13 protein-coding genes and 1 other RNA gene are annotated in these 15,697 nt (G+C 71.0%); 3 read left to right on the top strand and 11 right to left on the bottom strand.

Features of this window, described 5'->3' with window-relative positions; genetic code table 11:
• Positions 1 to 79: 79 nt before the first annotated feature.
• From AC0VY3_RS05250 to AC0VY3_RS05230, 5 genes are all read right to left on the bottom strand, one after another.
• The gene (locus AC0VY3_RS05250; RefSeq protein ID WP_475549062.1) at positions 80 to 1,411 is read right to left on the bottom strand and encodes a nitrate/nitrite transporter; all 1,332 of its coding nucleotides are present in this window, start codon (positions 1,409 to 1,411) and stop codon (positions 80 to 82) included.
• Positions 1,412 to 1,542: 131 nt separating this feature from the next.
• The gene (locus AC0VY3_RS05245) at positions 1,543 to 2,706 is read right to left on the bottom strand and encodes an acyltransferase family protein (protein WP_103506931.1); all 1,164 of its coding nucleotides are present in this window, start codon (positions 2,704 to 2,706) and stop codon (positions 1,543 to 1,545) included.
• Positions 2,703 to 4,832 carry a bifunctional polysaccharide deacetylase/glycosyltransferase family 2 protein gene (locus AC0VY3_RS05240; RefSeq protein WP_475549061.1) on the bottom strand — a complete coding sequence of 710 codons (2,130 nt, stop codon included), beginning with the start codon at positions 4,830 to 4,832 and terminating at the stop codon, positions 2,703 to 2,705. The genes AC0VY3_RS05245 and AC0VY3_RS05240 overlap by 4 nt, the downstream gene beginning before the upstream one ends.
• Positions 4,833 to 4,919: 87 nt before the next feature.
• Entirely contained in the window at positions 4,920 to 5,603 is a 684-nt protein-coding gene (locus tag AC0VY3_RS05235) for a hypothetical protein (RefSeq protein ID WP_242742070.1), read from the bottom strand.
• Between the two features lie 162 nt (positions 5,604 to 5,765).
• On the bottom strand, positions 5,766 to 6,737 hold the full coding sequence (locus tag AC0VY3_RS05230; RefSeq protein WP_103507731.1) for a LysR family transcriptional regulator: 972 nt from the start codon (positions 6,735 to 6,737) through the stop codon (positions 5,766 to 5,768).
• Between the two features lie 102 nt (positions 6,738 to 6,839).
• Between AC0VY3_RS05230 and AC0VY3_RS05225 the strand changes: the two genes are divergently transcribed.
• Positions 6,840 to 8,192, top strand: coding sequence for an MFS transporter (locus tag AC0VY3_RS05225; protein WP_475549060.1), 1,353 nt, complete (start codon positions 6,840 to 6,842; stop codon positions 8,190 to 8,192).
• A 65-nt stretch (positions 8,193 to 8,257) separates the two neighbouring features.
• Positions 8,258 to 9,997, top strand: coding sequence for a protein kinase domain-containing protein (locus AC0VY3_RS05220; protein ID WP_475549059.1), 1,740 nt, complete (start codon positions 8,258 to 8,260; stop codon positions 9,995 to 9,997).
• Between the two features lie 81 nt (positions 9,998 to 10,078).
• Here AC0VY3_RS05220 and ssrA read toward each other — a convergent pair.
• From ssrA to ftsE, 5 genes are all read right to left on the bottom strand, one after another.
• Positions 10,079 to 10,465, bottom strand: a transfer-messenger RNA (tmRNA) gene (ssrA, locus tag AC0VY3_RS05215).
• A 98-nt stretch (positions 10,466 to 10,563) separates the two neighbouring features.
• Complete coding sequence (gene smpB, locus AC0VY3_RS05210) at positions 10,564 to 11,052, bottom strand: SsrA-binding protein SmpB (protein WP_026241535.1); 489 nt, start codon at positions 11,050 to 11,052, stop codon at positions 10,564 to 10,566.
• An 18-nt stretch (positions 11,053 to 11,070) separates the two neighbouring features.
• Positions 11,071 to 12,258 carry a S41 family peptidase gene (locus tag AC0VY3_RS05205; protein ID WP_475549058.1) on the bottom strand — a complete coding sequence of 396 codons (1,188 nt, stop codon included), beginning with the start codon at positions 12,256 to 12,258 and terminating at the stop codon, positions 11,071 to 11,073.
• Positions 12,259 to 12,326: 68 nt separating this feature from the next.
• Positions 12,327 to 13,244: a permease-like cell division protein FtsX gene (ftsX, locus tag AC0VY3_RS05200; RefSeq protein ID WP_006124948.1), complete on the bottom strand. Its 918-nt coding sequence runs from the start codon at positions 13,242 to 13,244 to the stop codon at positions 12,327 to 12,329.
• Between the two features lie 54 nt (positions 13,245 to 13,298).
• The gene (gene ftsE / locus AC0VY3_RS05195; RefSeq protein WP_003968787.1) at positions 13,299 to 13,988 is read right to left on the bottom strand and encodes a cell division ATP-binding protein FtsE; all 690 of its coding nucleotides are present in this window, start codon (positions 13,986 to 13,988) and stop codon (positions 13,299 to 13,301) included.
• A gap of 260 nt (positions 13,989 to 14,248) precedes the next feature.
• Between ftsE and AC0VY3_RS05190 the strand changes: the two genes are divergently transcribed.
• Complete coding sequence (locus AC0VY3_RS05190; protein ID WP_030087514.1) at positions 14,249 to 14,449, top strand: hypothetical protein; 201 nt, start codon at positions 14,249 to 14,251, stop codon at positions 14,447 to 14,449.
• A gap of 236 nt (positions 14,450 to 14,685) precedes the next feature.
• Here the strand turns inward: AC0VY3_RS05190 and AC0VY3_RS05185 are convergent, their stop codons facing one another.
• On the bottom strand, positions 14,686 to 15,579 hold the full coding sequence (locus AC0VY3_RS05185; protein ID WP_475549057.1) for an LPXTG cell wall anchor domain-containing protein: 894 nt from the start codon (positions 15,577 to 15,579) through the stop codon (positions 14,686 to 14,688).
• Positions 15,580 to 15,697: the final 118 nt, after the last annotated feature.

Genomic DNA, 15,697 nt, shown 5'->3' with positions numbered 1-15,697 from the left:
GGTGCGTGACAGGCTCGGTTCCTCCGTATTTCCCGGCCGTTACGTCGTACGACTCCGGGATGTCGTCCTACGGGCTCCCTCACACCTCCGCGTAACCGAGCTGGGCCCGTGCGGTCACGGGTGCGGGGCGGCGAAGGTATACCGCCCAGGTGAGGGTGAAACACACGCCGTAGAAGGCGAGGAAGGACCAGAAGGCCGCGGTTCCGGTGCCGGAGGTCTGGAAGGACTGGCGGAAGGCGAGGTTGATGGCCAGCCCGCCGAGCGCGCCGACGGCCCCGATGAGGCCCATGGCCGCGCCGGAGAGCCGCCGTCCGTGGGCGGCGGCCGCCTCGCCGTCGAGCCCCCGGCCCAGCGCCTTGGCGTGGAAGATGCCGGGGATCATCTTGTACGTCGATCCGTTGCCGAGGCCCGTCAGGACGAACAGGGCGGTGAAGCCGGTGAGGAAGACCGGCAGCGAGGCGGTTCGCGAGGCCTGGATGACGACACCGGTGGCGGCGGCCATCGCGGCGAAGGTGGCCAGGGTGATGCGCGCGCCGCCGTACCGGTCGGCGAGCCGGCCCCCGACGGGCCGGATCAGCGAGCCCAGCAGCGGGCCGATGAAGGTGAGCGAGGCGGCCTGGAGCGGGGTGCGGCCGAACTGGGTCTGGAGCACCAGGCCGAAGGCGAAGCTGTAGCCGATGAACGAGCCGAAGGTGCCGATGTAGAGGACCGACATGATCCAGGTGTGCGGGTCGCGGACGGCCTCCAGCGCGGCCCCGGTGTCGTTCTTCACGGGCCGCAGGTTGTCCATGTACAGGGCGGCGCAGACGGTGGACAGCACGATCAGCGGGATGTACACGCCGAGGACGGTCCGGGGGTGCGAGGCGCCCAGGGTGCCGATGACGAGCAGGCCGATGAGCTGGACGACGGGGACGCCGACGTTGCCGCCGCCTGCGTTGAGGCCGAGCGCCCAGCCCTTCTTGCGCAGCGGGAAGAAGGCGTTGATGTTGGTCATCGAGGAGGCGAAGTTCCCGCCGCCGATCCCGGTGAGCGCCGCGACCGCGACGAAGGTGGCGTACGAGGTGCCCGGTTCCATCACCCAGAACGCGGCCAGCGTCGGGACGAGCAGGCTCACCGCGCTGAAGACCGTCCAGTTGCGGCCGCCGAAGCGGGCGACGGCGAAGGTGTACGGCACCCGCACCAGCGCACCGACGAGGGTGGCGGTCGAGATGAGGAAGAACTTTCCGGCCGGGTCGATGCCGTACTCCGGTCCCATGAACAGGACCATCACCGACCACAGGGTCCAGATGGAGAATCCGATGTGTTCGGAGAGCACGGAGAACCAGAGGTTGCGGCGGGCGACGCGTTCGCCCTTCTCGCGCCAGAACGTCTCGTCCTCCGGCTCCCAGGTCTCGATCCAACGGCCTGCCATCACGCGCCTCCACAAGGGGTCGGGGTGTTGTTCCCGACGCTAGGGAGCCCGCGTTTCGGCGTGGTGCCGCGAGGTGACCGGTGCGCAACCTTGCTCTCACCGGGCCGTTCCCGGCCCGGTGAGATGGAGCTCTACCGTCTGCCGTCCGGCCAGAGCCGGGGCCGGCGTTCGGCGGCGACGTCCTCCACCCAGCCCACGGCGACGATCACGAGCGCGAGCAGCGGCCAGATCAGCAGGGTCATCAGCAGCGTGTACCCGGCCTCGACCGTCGATCCCAGGTGCGCGTCCACGTACGGGATCTTCCAGAGGAGGTCGATCAGCGGGATCGTCGCCAGGATCAGCAGGTTGTGCCAGAGGTAGATCGTCACGGCCCGGTTGTTGGCGAGCGTGACCAGACGGTCGAAGCGGGCCAGCCGGCCGGGCAGCTCCTGCCAGGACGGGGCGTACTGGAGCAGGATCACGCAGAATCCGAGCGACCAGAACGCCTGGGCCAGCGGGATGTCGTTGAGGTCCCAGCCGTCCGCGGTGAGGTGCCCGGAGGCCCACCACAGCGCGAAGCCCATGCCGATCGACGCCAGCGAGATCGTGAGGTAGCGCGGCACGTCCTTGAACAGGCCGTCGTGGTGGGCGAAGCCCAGGACCCAGCAGGAGCCGAACACCGCGAAGTCGCTCAGCGCGTTGCCGGTCTCGCCCGGGATCGTCACCAGGCCGGTGCCGATCACGGCGGTCAGGCCGAGCGGGGCGAGCAGCGTCGCCCAGGGCAGCTTCCGGAACGCCCGGAGCAGCAGGGGCGAGGCGAGGACGAACCAGAGGTAGGCGCGGATGTACCAGAGCGGCCCCGCCGCCTGGACCGCCCAGGTGTCCTCCAGCAGTCCGGCCTGGTCACCGCTGGACCAGGGGAAGGGGGGTGCGCCGACCGGGAAGACGTACCAGGCCAGCTTGACGAACCACCACAGGCCGTCCTCCTTCACCGGCTGCCAGCTCAGCGCGAACATCATCGGTACGACGACGAGCGCGAACACCCACATGGGCGGCAGCAGGCGGCGGACACGGCCCCGGATGACCCCCAGGGCCGGGCGGCTCAGCGAACGGGCCATCAGCGAACCGGCCAGGGCGAACATCACGCCCATGGAGGGGAACAGGATGGTCAGCCAGGCCCAGCCGAAGATGTGGTAGATCACCACGCGGACCAGGGCGATCGTGCGGAGCAGGTCGAGATAGCGGTCCCGGCCGGGCTTCCCCGTCGCGGCGGGGGGCGCCGCGGAGGTCCCGGCAGGCACGGTGGCGGCGCTCATCCGACGGGCCTCCTCTCGGGGACGGACCCGGTGCCGCGCCGCTGGGCGGAGACGCCGCCGGGCGCCTCCACCGCGCCGGTGCGGCGGAGCTTCTGCCAGCGCAGCCGGCCGCCGGTGAGCGCGGTGATCCAGGACTGGAGCAGCACGACGTACATGAGCTGGCGGTAGAGGATCTGCTGGAGCGGCAGCGAGACCAGGTGCGTCATGCGTTCCCTGTCCAGCCGGAACGCGTACGCGGCGCAGACCGCCTGGACCACCAGGACGCCGAACCAGGCGGCGACGGTCTTGCCGGTCGGGCCGAAGACCAGCCCGTACAGCAGGAACACGTCGATCAGCGGGGCGAGCAGCGGGGCGACGACCATGAAGAGGGAGACGAACGGCAGCCCGACCCGTCCGAAGCGGCCCGAGGGGCCGCGTTCGATCACCGCGCGGCGGTGCTTCCAGATCGCCTGCATGGTGCCGTAGCTCCACCGGTAGCGCTGCGACCAGAGCTGCTGCACGGACTCCGGCGCCTCGGTCCAGGCGCGGGCGTTCTCCGCGTAGACCACACGCCAGCCGTCCCGGTGCAGGGCCATGGTGACGTCGGTGTCCTCGGCGAGGGTGTCCTCGCTCATGCCGCCGACCCGTTCCAGGGCCTCGCGGCGGAACGCCCCGACGGCGCCGGGGATGGTGGGCATGCAGCCGAGCACGTCGTACATCCGGCGGTCCAGGTTGAAGCCCATCACGTACTCGATGTGCTGCCAGGCGCCGATGAGGGAGTCGCGGTTGCCGACCTTGGCGTTGCCCGCGACGGCCCCGACCCGGGGGTCGCCGAAGGGCTGGACCAGCTCGCGGACGGTGGCCGGTTCGAAGACGGTGTCGCCGTCCATCATCACGACGATGTCGTAACGGGCGTGCCGGATGCCGTTGTTGAGGGCGGCGGGTTTGCCCGCGTTCTGCTGGCGCACGACCCGTACGCGGGGCAGCCGCATGGCCTCGACGAGGTCGGCGGTGCCGTCGGTGGAGCCGTCGTCGATGACGATGATCTCGATCCGGTGCTCGCTCGCGACGAGGGAGCGCACGGTGGCCTCGATGCACTCCCGTTCGTTGTACGCGGGGACGAGGACGGAGACCGGGCGGGTGACGGGCGCGCCCCAGCTGAAGTTCCGGCGGCGGACCTTGCGGGCGTGCAGGAAGGAGAGCAGCAGCATCAGCCCGAAGCGGGCCAGCACCAGGACGCCGATCACGGCGAGCCCGACGACCAGGATGCCGGTGATCCGCTCGGACACGGCGACGGCGGAGACGAACGCCTTGCCCTTCCACAGCGCGAACCCGGTGACCGGGGTGTGGGCGCTGGGGGCGTCCAGGGCGGTGGTGAGCCGGGTGAAGGTGTAGCCCTTCTCCTTGAGGTCGGGCAGCAGGGTGTCCAGCGCGGCCACGGTCTGCGAGCGGTCGCCGCCGGAGTCGTGCATCAGGATGATCGCGCCCTTGCCGTTCTTCGGCGTGGCCCGTTCGACGATGGCGCGGACGCCGGGGCGCTTCCAGTCCTCGCTGTCGGTGTCGTTGACGACGGTGAGGTAGCCGCGGCTGCCGATGTACTCCGTGACCGGCCAGGACTTGTTGTCCATGGCGTCCGAGAAGGAGGAGTACGGCGGCCGGAAGATCGAGGTACGGATGCCGGCCGCGCCCGCCAGCGCCAGCTGGTTCTGCGACAGCTCCCAGTCGATGCGCGCGGAGGACTGGTAGGAGAGGTCGGGGTGGTTGAAGGTGTGCAGCCCGAGCTCATGGCCCTCCTCCACCATCCGCCGGACCAGGTCCGGGTGGCGGGCGGCCATGTTGCCGGTGACGAAGAACACGCCATGGGCGTCGTACTCCTTCAGCTTGTCGAGCACCCTCGGCGTCCACACCGGGTCGGGCCCGTCGTCGAAGGTCAGGACGATCCGGCGGTCGGGTATGCGCAGGGTCTGGGCGGCACCGGAGCGGGCGTCGATGACGGGGCCGCCGGAGAGGACGTCCTTCGGCACCTGGTGGGTGGGGGCGGCGTCGCGGACCCGGTGGTCGGCGAGGATCTCGCTGTGCACGTATCCGCGCAGCATCAGCATCGCGAGCAGGGCGACGAGAAGGGTCGTCGGCAGGAGGTAGCGCATGGGGAGCCGGAGTCGGCTCCGGCCACGTGACGCCTTTCTCCTCCTGCCGTCCTTGCCGTTCCTGCCCCGCGTGGCGGGGGAGTTCATTTACGGGGCGCTCTCTTCTTGCACCGGCTGTTCGGGGTCATCGACGGGCGGGGCCGTCGGTTCGCTCGGCTCCGGCTCTGTGGTCGGCGGCGTGGGGTCGACCGGCGGCTTGGCGGTCGAGGTCGTGGGGGCCGGTTTCGTGGCGCCGCCACCGCCCGTGGCGGGCCGGGACGGGTCCGCGGAGGCGGACGCGGAGGGGCGGTCCGCCGAACCGGCGGGCACGACCACGGAGGTGGCCGACGGGGTGGCGCCCGCGGGGGCGCCGGACGCGCCGGCCGCCGGGGCGCCGGAGGCGCTGGGCCCGGGCTCCGGGGCGTCGTCGGCGAGGCCGTCGTCCACGGTGTCGGCGCTGGGCTCGGGGAGCTCCTCGACCTGCTCCGCCTTCGCCTTCTCCTCGGGTCCGGACAGGGGCAGCCAGGGGGCGCTGGAGTTTCCGCCGAGGACGGCGAAGACCAGCGTCACGGCGTAGGCGGCGCAGACGGAGGCCAGCACCCAGCCGAGGCGTCGGAAGGTCTTGCTGCGGCGGCCGCTCTCGTCGACGAAGACGGGGCCGTCGGAGCCGTCCGGCGGGGCGGGCTCGCCGGGCAGTTCGGCGAGCTGACGGCCCAGTCCGTCGAGCTGGATCGTCGCGTCGTTGGGCTCATGCGTATGCCCGGTTCTCTTGCCTTCGCGCCAATTGTCCACAGGTGCGGCCCATCCCCCACTCAAAGAATCGGGCACACCGAATTTGACTGGTTCTTTACTGCCGGACTGGGTCCCCACCCGTCCGAGAACCTGGCGTACATGCACCCGGACGATGAATGTAGCGCACGACATTGACGCCCAAGTGCCCCTGAACGGAGTTGATCAGGAACGGTTGCGCATCAGTGATAGATCGGACGCGGGCAGCCAGGAGCCGGACGGCCGGACCAGCCACCCCTCGGCAAGGGCCAACTGGTCAGTAGCGTTGCGCAGCGCGTCTACGCCCGGATGGTTCAGGCCTCTGCGCCAGACCAGCGCGAGCGGCGAAAGCGGAATGGGATCGACGAGCGGACGCAGCACCGTTCCCGGCAGCGGCGGGAAGTCGACGACGGCGAGCACGGGGTGGCCTCCCTTCGACATGACCCGCTGAAATTCAGCCACACCCACGGCGAGGGGGACGGGTGGGGCCATGGAGATGCCCCACTCGGCGAACAGCAACGCGGCGAGGTCGGTCCACTCCCGTGTCCGCTCATTGCCGGCCCCCGCGTAGACGGTCTCTCCGGACAGCTCGGCCAGGGCGACGACCTCCTGCGCGGCGAGAGGATGAGAGACGGGCAGCATCAGGGCCATCGGCTCGTACCGCACGGGATGCACGGACAGACCCGCGCGCAGCGCGGGGGCCAGTCCGGCGGCCCGGCCGAAGGAGGCGTCGAGCCGGCCGGCCAGGATCTCGGCGGCGGCCCAGGTGAGCCCGGACTCGAAGCGGGCCATCAGCTCGCACTCCGGCAGCAGCTCGCGGGCCCGCGCGAGCACCCGGGCGGCGGTCGCCCCGTCGCTGTTCAGGTCGACGAGCAGCGGCCGGGCGGGCGCGCCGCTGAAGGCCCCGGCGAGCTCGGCGTGCGCGTCGAGCACCCGGCGGGCGTACGGCAGCAGGCGTTCGCCGTCCGGGGTGAGAGCGACCTGCCGGGTGGTCCGGACGAACAGTTCGGCGCCCAGTTCGCGCTCCAGCCGCCGGATGTCCCGGCTCAGCGCCTGCTGCGCGACGAAGAGCCGGGCGGCGGCCCGGGTGAAGTGCAGCTCGTCGGCGACGGCGAGAAAGGCGCGCAGGAGTCGGGGGGCGGTGTCGGCGGGAGGCACGCGGCGAATCTACCGCGCGGGGCGCATTCACAACACGTGCGCGTGAATCGCTCCGCAGAAGGTGTTGGACCCGGGCGGCGGGGCGCGGCGAGCCTGGTCCGTATGCCGATATCCCCTGCCGCCCGCCCGGAGTCCGCGTCCCGGCCCGACCGGGTCTCCGCTCCCCTCCTCACCGTCTCCGGCGGCCAGTTGGTCGCGGCCCCGCGCTCCGCGCCGGCGATCGCCGCGCACCGGCGGGCGCGGCCGTCGTCGAACCCGTACCTCCGGCTGCTGGCGACGCCCGGGGCCCGCGCCTTCACGGCGGGGAATCTGATCGCCCGGCTGCCGATGGGGATGCTCGGTGTCAGCGCGATCATCATGATCGCCGGGTCCCGGGATTCGTACGCCCTGGCCGGGGCCGTCACCGCGACCGGCCTGGCCGCGACCGCGGTCGTCGCGCCCTTCACCGCACGGCTCGTGGACCGCTTCGGGCAGGCTCGCGTCGCGGTGCCCGCCACCGCGCTCGCCGTCCTCGGGTCGCTGGCCCTGGTGCTCTGCGTCCGCCACGAGGCCCCGGCCTGGACGCTCTTCGCCTCGTACGCCGCCACCGCGACCACCCCCAACACCGGCGGGATGTCGCGGGCCCGCTGGGCGCATCTGCACCGGGGCGATCCGGCGGCCCTGCACACCGCGAACTCCTTCGAGCAGGCCGCCGACGAGCTGTGCTTCATGCTGGGCCCGGTGCTGGCCGCGACGCTCTGCGGGGCGCTGTTCCCGGAGGCGGGCACCCTGGTGGGGGCGGCGCTCCTGATGACCGGCGTCCTGGTCTTCGCCGCCCAGCGCGCCACGGAGCCGCCCGTCACCCCCCGCACGAAGACCGTGGCCTCGCCGCTCCGCACGCCGGGAATGCCCGCGCTGCTGGCGGTCTTCCTCGCCACGGGGGCGGTGTTCGGAGCCCTGGAGGTGGTCTCCATCGCACATGCCGGGGGCGCGATCCTGGCGCTCCAGGCGGCGGGATCGTGCGCGGCGGGCCTGGTCTACGGTTCGCTGCGGCCCGCCCGGGACGTCCGCCTCAGGCTCTTGCTGTGCCTGGCCGGAATGACGGCGCTGATGTCCCTGCCGCTGCTGGCCGCCGCCGGGTCGGCCTCGCTGCCGGTCCTGGCGCTCTGTCTGCTGCTGGCGGGGGCGGCGACCGCGCCGACCATGGTCACGGGCATGACGCTGGTCCAGCGGGCCACCCGTCCGGAGCAGCTGAACGAGGGCATGACGCTCTCGGTGACCGCGCTGCTGGGCGGGGTCGCGGCCGGCGCGGCGGCCGGCGGGTGGCTGGTCGAGCACGCGGGGACGGTCCCCGGCTATGCGGCCCCGATGTCCGCGGCGGCCCTCGCGCTGGTCATCGCGGGCACGGGAACGGCCACAACGGCTTCGCCCGGCCCCGTGCGGCGGATGAAAGCAGCCATGCCGAAGGGGAGTTGACCTGGACGGATGGCTGGGAGAGGCTGATCAGGCCGCTGTTCACGCGTACCGGGGGGACTTCTCGCATGGCGACCACGACCGGAGGTCTGCGCGTCGGACCGGATCCGGCCCCCGACCGATACCGGCTGCGGCGGTCCATCGGACGCGGCGGCGAGGCGGTCCTCTATCTCGCCGACCTGGAGCTGTCCGGGGAGGCCGAGCCCGTCGTGGTGAAGGTCCTGGACACCCGGACCACCATGACCGCCGAGGGCTTCGCCCGGATCAGCGCCGCGTGGAGCGAGCAGGCGGAACTGCTCCGCTTCGTGCACCGGGTCGGCGTGATCGGCGTACGGGAGCACTTCGAGGGCTCGCCCCCGCACCCCCAGGGCCGGGCCGAGGAGGTCACCGGCCGCTGCCTCTACCTGGTGATGAACCATGTGGAGGGCCTGGACCTGCGGGACTGGCGGGCCGAACGCACTCTGGAGACGCCCGCCGAGCGACGCGAGGCCGTCCGCTGCCTGGAGCAGCTGGCCGAGGTTCTGGACCGGCTCCACTCGGGCACCGCCACCCCGTCGGGCCGCGTGGTGGTGCACGGCGACCTTTCGCCCGGCAACGTGATGGTCGACGCCGACGGACAAGCCACCCTGGTCGACTTCGGGCTGAGCAAACTCGCTCCCGAACACCGCACGACCGACGTCTGGTTCACTCCGGGGTTCGCGGCACCCGAGGTGCACGAGGGCGTACGTTCCCCGGCGGCGGACCGGTACGCGTTCGGCGCCATCGCCTACTTCCTGCTCAGCGGCGAGACCCCGCCCGCGGCCCCGGAGCAGCTGCGCGAGCGGTTCACCGCGCTGCCGGAGGTCGCCGCCCTGCCGCCCGAGCGGCGGACCGCTCTGCTCGCGCTGTACGACGCCGACCCGGCCCGCCGGCCGGAGTCGCTGACCGGCTGGGTACGGCAGCTGCGCCCGGCAGTGGTCACGACGACGTCCCGCGCCCGCACCGCCACGGCCCCTCCCTCGCCCAGGACCCCGCCGCCGGGAGCTGTCGCGCCCGGGGCGGCGCCCTCCGCGCGCCCGCACCACGTCGCGCCGCAGCCACCGCCGGCACAACCACCGACCCAGCCGCCCGCGACGGCGCCGGCCCCGGGGCGGCGGCCCCGCCCGAAGTACCTGTTGCCGCTGGGCGCGGCGGCAGCCGTGGTGCTGCTGGTGACAGGCGGCTTCCTGGGCGCCCGGCTGGCCTCCGGCGGCGACGACGGCGACACCACGTCCGGCAAGCGCCCGGAGACGTCCCGCACAGCCACCGAGAGCCCCACGGCCGAGCCCGGCACCTCGTCGGAGACACCCGAGACGCCGACGGACGACGCGTCCGGCGCCCCGGACGCGACACCCTCTGCGGAGCCGGAGCCGGAGCCGGAGCCGGAGCCCGACGCGAGGGAGCCTCAGTCCCTGACGGCGCTGACGCCGGTCGACGGCTCCACATGGAACACCGGACCTGCCGTCCTGAACACCCGGGAATTCGAGACGGCGCTGACCAAACGCCTGCCCTGCTTCAGGGAGACCAGTGCCACCGAGTACAACCTGGAACGGGCCTGGACCTCCCTCCGCCTCACCGGCGGCATCACGGACGACTCCCCTCAGTCGCAGGGCAAGGTGACGTTCCTCGGCGATGGAAAGATCCTGGCGTCCGGAACCCTCACCCTGGGCAAGGAACGGACCTTCGACGTACCGGTCGCCGACGTACTGCGGCTGCGCGTCACCCTCACCACCGCGTCCGGCGACTGCAAAGGCATCGCCGCTTTCGCCGAACCCGTACTGGAACCCTGACAGGTCCCGCCACGGGTACCCCTGACATGGAAAAAGCCTCCGCCCCGCGAGTGAACTCGCGGGGCGGAGGCTTACATGGGGTGGTGGAGATGGCGGGAATCGAACCCGCGTCCAACGGTGCGGAACCAGGGCTTCTCCGAGTGCAGTTCGCTACGCTTTTCTCGGCCCCGGAGGTCACGCGAACAAGCCTCCGACAGGCCCAGCCACTGTTTGATTTCCTTCTCGGCCCCGTGGCCGGGCCGAGAAGTTTAGATCCCTAGTTGATGCCAGGATCCGGGTCGGGATCACCCCCGGGCTGACACTCCGCAGAGTCTTCGCTAGCTGCTAATTAGGCAGCGAGGGCGAAGGCGGAGGAATCGCGCTTGGAATTGGCGATTATTGTTTGCGACATATGGTTTACGAGATCATTGCCGCTTCCTCGACTCGCTTCCCCTGCTTCGACATCCGCTGTCGAAACCGATCATCCCCATGTTGATTTTTCAAAACGCGCACCTTCGCTGAGGTGCACGGCCCATCGTACGTGACCAACGCCGGACGATGCCAGCGTATTCCCCGTGGGGCGATCCTCAGGCGCTGCGCTGCCGCCGGCGGGCCGCCGCGATGGCGCGGTTCGTCTCTCGCGTGTCCTGCTTCTCGCGGAGCGTCTGTCGCTTGTCGTACTCCTTCTTGCCCTTCGCCAGCGCGATCTCGACCTTGACCCGGCCGTCCTTGAAGTACAGCGCGAGCGGCACGATCGTGTGACCGCTCTCCTGCGACTTCGACTCCAGCTTGTCGATCTCGGCCCGGTGCAGCAGCAGCTTGCGCTTCCGCTTGGCCGCGTGGTTGGTCCAGGTGCCCTGGACGTACTCGGGTACGTGGATGTTGTGGAGCCACGCCTCGTGGTCGTCGATCTGCACGAAGCCGTCGACCAGGGAGGCCCGCCCCATGCGCAGGGACTTGACCTCCGTGCCCATGAGGACGAGGCCGCACTCGTAGGTGTCGAGGATCGTGTAGTCGTGCCGCGCCTTCTTGTTCTGCGCGATCATCTTGCGCCCGGTGTCTTTTTCCTTCGCCATAGTGCGGTCATTTTCGCACTACGACCCACCCCCGAGGCCACTCAATACCGTCTCGGCCCGCTGCTGGGCCCGCTCCCCCACCACGAGGTCGGGGGTGATGCCCCGGCCGTCGACCGTGCGGCCGCCCGGAGTGCGGTAGTGGCCGACGGTCAGCTCGGCCACCGAACCGCCCGGAAGCTCGCTGGGCATCTGCACGGAGCCCTTGCCGAAGGTGGGCGAACCGACGGTGACCGCACGGCCCCGGTCCTGGAGCGCGCCGGTCAGCAGCTCGGCGGCGCTCATCGTGCCGCCGTCGACCAGGACGACGACCGGCCGCTCCGTGTCACCGCCCGAATCGGCGTACAGGGCCTGTTCCTCGCCGCGCACGTCGTACGTGGCGACCAGCCCGCCGTCCAGGAAGGCGGAGGCGGCGACGACGGCCTCGGCGACGAGCCCGCCGGAGTTGGCGCGCAGATCGAGCAGTATCCCGGCCCCTTCGGGAGCGTCCCGCACGGCGTCCCGGACGCCGGCCCCCGCACCCTTGGTGAACGCGGCCACCTTGATCAGGACCGCCGACGAGGGTTCGGCCCCCAGCCGCCGCACGGTGACCGGCTCGGTCGTCAGCCGGGCCCGCCGCAGGGTCTCGGTCCAGCTCCGGCCCTCCCGGACCAGACCGAGCTCCACCCGGCTGCCCTCGGTCGCTCCCGTACCGTCTCCGCGCAGTAACGCGACGATCTCCGCGACGGGGCGCTTGCCGACCGCCCGGCCGTCCAGGGTGCGCAGCAGGTCGCCGGTACGGATGCCGGCCCGGTCGGCGGGACCGCCGGGCTGGACCCGGGACACGGTGACGCCGCCGTGGGCGGTGCGCCGGGCGGAGAGCCCGACGCCGGTGTACGTACCGTCCAGCGCCTGCTCGAACTCCTCGTACTCCCGCTCGTCGTAGACCGCGCCCCAGCGGTCCCCGCTGCGGCTGACGACCTCCTCGGCGGCGTCCTTCACGGACTTCCCGTCGGCCACGGCCTCGGCGGCGGCGTCCTCGATCTCCTCACGGTCGACCGGGGCGACGGTGGAGGAGACGGCACGGGTCTGCGGCCCGGCCCCGGGCTCGGGGTCCTGCGGCAGCGAACCGGTCGCGGCGGCGGTGGCGAGAGCGCACCCGAAGACCAACGTCAGGGCCGCCCCGCGGCGAAGACCGCGGGGCCCGAAGCGTTGAGCGGAGCCCGACATGGCGACGAGTCTAGGACAAACCCCCTGGGGCGCACGGGCGATCGCCCGTGCGCCCCAGGGGGCACATGTCACACCTTCAGGTACTTGCGCAGCGCGAAGAGAGCGGCGACGGCGGGCATCAGCAGACCGATCGCGAGCACCAGCGGAAGCTTGGTGAGGACCGCGTCCCAGCCGATGAAGTTGATCAGGTTCAGCTTCTCCTGGAGCGCGAGGCCGCCGTCGATCAGGAAGTACCGGCCGCCGAGCAGCATCGCGCAGGCCAGCACGCCGCCGATCAGGCCGGCGACGGCCGCCTCCATGATGAAGGGGGCCTGGATGTAGAAGCCGGAGGCCCCCACGAGGCGCATGATGCCCGTTTCACGTCTCCGGCTGAACGCGGAGACGCGCACGGTGTTGACGATCAGGATCAGCGCGATGACGAGCATGAGGATCATCACGTAGATCGCGACGACGTTCATGCCGTTCATCAGCTCGAAGAGGTTGTCCAGGATGGACCGTTGGTCCTGGACGGACTGCACCCCGTCGCGTCCGGCGAAGGCCGTCGCGACGACCTTGTACTTCTGCGGGTCGTCCAGCTTGACCCGGAAGGACTCCTGCATCTGGTCGGGCGTGATGTTGCCCGCCATCGGGGAGTCGCCGAACTGCTCCTGGTAGTGCTTGTACGCCTCGTCGACCGTCTCGAAGTGGACCGTCTGGACGGCGTCCATCTTCTCCAGATCGGCCTTGATCTCCGCCTTCTGCTCCTTGGTGACAGCCCCCTTGGCGCACTTGGGCATGTCCTTGGCGTCGTTCTTGTTGCAGAGGAAGATCGAGACGTTGACCTTGTCGTACCAGTAGTCCTTCATCGTGCTGACCTGCTCGCGCATCAGCAGCGCACCGCCGAACAGGGCGAGCGAGAGGGCGACGGAGACCACGACCGCGAAGGTCATCGTGAGGTTGCGGCGGAGACCGACGCCGATCTCCGACAGGACGAACTGGGCGCGCATGGCGTCCTTTCAGTACTCGATGCTCGAAATGCACGAGGGGCCGGAGCCCCTCGGTCAGTGCTGGTAGCCGTAGACGCCGCGTGCCTGGTCGCGTACGAGACGGCCCTGCTCGAGCTCGATGACGCGCTTGCGCATCTGGTCGACGATGTTCTGGTCGTGGGTCGCCATGATCACGGTGGTGCCGGTCCGGTTGATCCGGTCCAGCAGCTTCATGATGCCGACCGAGGTCTGCGGGTCGAGGTTGCCGGTCGGCTCGTCCGCGATCAGCAGCATGGGGCGGTTCACGAAGGCGCGGGCGATGGCCACACGCTGCTGCTCACCACCGGAGAGCTCACCGGGCATCCGCTCCTCCTTGCCGCCGAGGCCGACGAGGTCGAGCACCTGGGGCACGGCCTTGCGGATCTCGCCGCGGGGCTTGCCGATGACCTCCTGCGCGAAGGCCACGTTCTCCGCGACCGTCTTGTTGGGCAGCAGGCGGAAGTCCTGGAAGACCGTCCCCAGCTGGCGGCGCATCTGCGGCACCTTCCAGTTGGACAGCCGCGCGAGGTCCTTGCCGAGCACATGGACCATGCCCGTGCTGGCGCGCTCCTCGCGCAGGATCAGTCGCATGAAGGTCGACTTGCCGGAGCCCGAGGACCCCACCAGGAAGACGAACTCACCCTTCTCGATGTCCAGCGAGACATCACGCAGAGCCGGTCGGGTCTGCTTCGGGTAGGTCTTGGAGACGTTGTCGAATCGGATCACGGATGCACCACGGTCGGCCGGGAGTAGGTGAGCGTGACCATACGCGAACCGGGCTCACGCGTGCAGGCGGCGTCCGGCAATGGGTGATTTATGACGGATCGACCGCCGGAACGAAACGGGTCGTGCCGGACCTTGTCCGGCGGGCCGCGCCGAAATCGCCGCGAGCTGGCACAGTGGTGAGGGGAACGGTTGCGTTTCCGTGAGCGTTGTGCGGAGAGAAAGCAGGCAAGCGGCTCCGCCGCGCGGGAGGAGGAATGCGCATGACCTATGACCGACTGGTGTGCGCGAACTGCGCGGCGCCCGTGAGCGAGGGCCGCTGCCGTGTCTGCCGTGCCGTACGGCAGCAGATGCTGGAGGAGCAGGGCCAGGGCCCGCTGGCCGGGATGAGCCCGGCGATGCTGATCGCCCTGATGGTGGTGCTGCTGACCGCCCTCGCGCTGCTGGCGCACCAAGCCGCCTGAGAGATCCGGCCCGCACGCCCGTACGGCCCCTGGGGGCCGCCCCTCACCGCCCCGTCGGGGGCTGACAGACGTATGCGTACGGCCGCCTGAGCGGTTCGGGCGCGCAGAAGGGCCCGGGAGGCGTCGCACGCCCTCCCGGGCCCTTCGTCATGCCGTGCCGTGCCGTGTACGGGTTGCATACGGGCCTGACCTGCGCCCTCTACGCGCCGGTACGGTCCGCTGCGGTCCGCCGCGGACTAGGCGACCGTGCGACCGCCGCCGACGAGGCGCGGCAGGATGCGGAAGCCGATGCCGCCCGCGATCATCGTCGCGGCGCCGATGACCAGGAAGGTCGTCTCGGCCGCACCGGTCTCGGCGAGCTCTTCCTTGCCCTTGCTCTGCTCGACCGGCTTGTTGCCGACACTGTCGGTGTCGGTGCCGTCGGTGCACTCGGCGCCGTCGAGATCGACGGTGCAGGTGCCGGCGTCGTCGCCACCAGTGGTGGAACCGGAAGTGCCGGTCGCGCCCTGGTCGCCACCGGAAGCGCCCGAGGTGCCGGTGGTGCCCGAGGTACCAGTGGTGCCCGAGGTGCCGGTGGTGCCCGAGGTACCAGTGGTGCCCGAGGTACCGGTGGAGCCGGTCTGCCCCTCGGAGGTGTCACCGGTCGAGGACGTCTCGCCGGTGGTCTCACCCGTGGTGGTCTCACCCGTGGTGGTCTCACCCGTGGTGGACGTCTCGCCGGTGGTCTCACCCGTGGTGGTCTCACCCGTGGTGGTCTCACCCGTGGTGGACGTCTCGCCGGTGGTCTCACCCGTGGTGGTCTCACCGGTGGTGGACGTCTCGCCGGTGGTCTCACCCGTGGTGGACGTCTCGCCGGTGGTCTCACCCGTGGTGGTCTCACCGGTCGTCGAGGTCTCACCGGTGGTCTCACCCGCCGCGCCGCCCGAGTCGACGCCGCCCGGGTCGCCGCCACCGATGAGCTCGCCGATGAGGCCTTCGCCCTCGGTCTGGTCCTGCGTAGTGATGGTGGGCTCGCCGGAACCATTGAGGTCCAGCGCCTGCGCCGCACCGGCCGCAGTCAGCGAGGCACCCGCGGCGATAACCGCACCAGCGGCTATCCGCGCGACGCGAATACGCGTCTTCTTCGTCATGTGTTGCTACCCCCAGTAGCCGATCTCGTCATTGGAGCAGCCATATGCGGGCCGTGGCCCTGCGGGGAATCGCTCTCGGCAAGGCCACGTCGTGTCGTGGTCACCCCGCCCGCCCCCC

The sequence above is a fragment of the Streptomyces sp. iso_384 genome (assembly GCF_056172905.1).
Note: the sequence above shows the minus strand (reverse complement) of the source record. Positions and strands in the feature narration are given on the sequence as shown.